Source organism: Neisseria sp. P0022.S010 (genome assembly GCF_051956635.1).
Genome location: NZ_JBQCXF010000476.1, coordinates 1 through 2,254, shown reverse-complemented (window position 1 = coordinate 2,254; position 2,254 = coordinate 1). Strand labels below are relative to the sequence as shown.

2 protein-coding genes are annotated in these 2,254 nt (G+C 52.4%); both read right to left on the bottom strand.

Going from position 1 to position 2,254, the window contains the following annotated elements; translation table 11 throughout:
* On the bottom strand, window positions 1–834 hold an 834-nt coding region (locus ACTHUT_RS18310; protein WP_440419327.1), incomplete at its 3' end, for an AEC family transporter.
* A gap of 93 nt (window positions 835–927) precedes the next feature.
* Window positions 928–2,253, bottom strand: coding sequence for a YadA-like family protein (locus ACTHUT_RS18305; protein ID WP_440419325.1), 1,326 nt, complete (start codon window positions 2,251–2,253; stop codon window positions 928–930).
* Between the last annotated feature and the right edge of the window lies 1 nt (window position 2,254).

The window sequence follows — 2,254 nt, the reverse complement described above, 5'->3', positions numbered from 1 at the left end:
GCCGTAAACAACCGCCATTTGGGTAACTGTCGAGGCGGCAGGCGAAGTCGTTGCCAAAAAGCTGATTAAAACAACCGTATCCGCATGCGCATCATGATGGGCAAAACCGCAAACTTTGACGGCAAAAAGCAATAATATCGGAATCAAAATCAACCTTAAAAAAGCAACAAGATACAGCCTCGGCGTCCACATAATCGAGCGCAGCGGCAAAGAAGCCAAAAGCATGCCCGCCACCAACATGGCAACCGGGCCAATCATGCCGCCTACCGTCGCCAAAGTATTATCGACAATATGCGGCAGCTTGATTTGAAAGGTAAACATCAGCAGCCCGACCAGCATGGATAAGATGTTGATATTGGTGAAAATGGTTTTCCAAGCCACATTGCCGCGGCCGCAAATCAACAGGCGCAGATGCGTCCAAAACAAAAACGTCTGCACCATGATAAAACCGCTGGTGTAAATCACCCATTCCGCACCAAAGACCGACATCACCAAAGGGATAATCAGGTTGCCCGAATTACTGTACACCGTCGCCGCGTGTTCAAGCGCATCGAGTTTGAACAAGTGCTTAAACAACCTGCCCAAAACAATCAACACCACATGGAAAAACACCGCCAGCATGACGGAAAGCTTCAGCCCTTCAATAATCTGCGGCGTATTGTCCATCTGAAAAGCGTGAATCATGACGGACGGGCTGATCAGATAAAGTGCGATAACAGAGAGCGTGTAGCTGTTTTCCGATTTCAACAGCCCGGCCTTCACCAAGGCCACACCCATCAAAACAATCAGCGTCAGCTCGGTAATTTTTCCGGCAAGCAGGAAAGAGGTTTCCATAATAAAAAAGCGGCAAAAACGTTAATTTTACGCTTCTACCGCTTCGCATGCCAAATTCAGACGGCCTCAACATTCAAGGCCATCTGAAATTTTCTACCACAGATAGGTTACGCTGGCTCCACCGCCTGCACCACCCTTAGATGCGCCAACAGCCGAACCTTTCACCAGCCATTTGCCACTGGCGGATACTTTCGATACTCCGACAGCAAAACCGGCCTTTCCGCGCCAAACGCCGCTGCCAATGGATACTGCACCCTGTCCCGGCTGGTAAGCTTGTCCCAGATTACCCACCGCAATCGCAGCGGCAGAGCCGGCATCCGCACGGTCTTCCAGTTTTTTCATTTCTACGCGTGTTTCAGCTCGTATTTGATTGATTTGAGCAGCCACCGCCGACTCTTTTTGCTGACTGTCGGCCTGCCATCTTTCCGCAAGCCTTTTAACCTGAGCCACATTTACCGCATCCGTATCCTGAGTACCGGCAGCCACATGGGTAATTTGACGGCTGTCCTTTTCATTGCCAACCGAAACCGCGCCCAATGTCGATTTCCATGCCGTTTCTTCAGATTGACTTGCCGACTGTGTCGCAAAATCATAGCCTGCCTGCCCTGCAGCCGAATCTGCGATACTTTGCGCACCCAGAGCCACTGCTTTTTCGGCTTTACCTTTGGCTTGGAAACCGAGTGCCAAAGATTTCTCTTCCAAAGCCGATGCGCCGCCGCCGACTGCGGTACCACCTTCTTTACGCACGCTGGAGCTGGTGCCGACAGCCAGACCGTTCAAGGCCGTGGCGGAAGACTCTACACCCAAAGCCACACTGTTTACGGCATTCGATACCGCACGCGTACCGACCGCCACTGCTTGATAACCTTCTGCTTCAGCAGCCGATGCCAGCGCAAGTGATTGAGTTCCACGTGCTTTAGCTCGATCACCTAAGGCCGTTGCACTGAGCGCATCCGCCTCACTATCTCTGCCGATAGCTACTGCATCAATATTACTTGCCTGCGCGCCATTACCTACCGCAACGGCACGCAAAGCCGAAGCCTTGGACAGCAGGCCAACTGCAACAGATTGACCGCCAGAAGCAGCTGCTGCGCCACCGACTGCTACATCATTTGTTCCCTTGGCATGGGCCCGAAAGCCAACCGCCACCGACCGCAATGCCTCCGCCTTGGATTCGCCACCCAAAGCGGTTGCGCTCAAACCGGAAGCGGCAGAATCATAACCCAAAGCAGCCGCCTTATAGCCGCCTGCTTTAGCCTTGTCGCCAACTGCAGTGGCATTTTCGCCCGATACGGATTCTTTACCGACAGCCAAAGAACCCGTCTTGTGCATGGTTCCAGCAACGATACCTCCGTCCGCATACGCAGTACCGAAAAAAAGCGCTAAAGCCAAACACAAAGGTCTGAGCGATACATTCAGT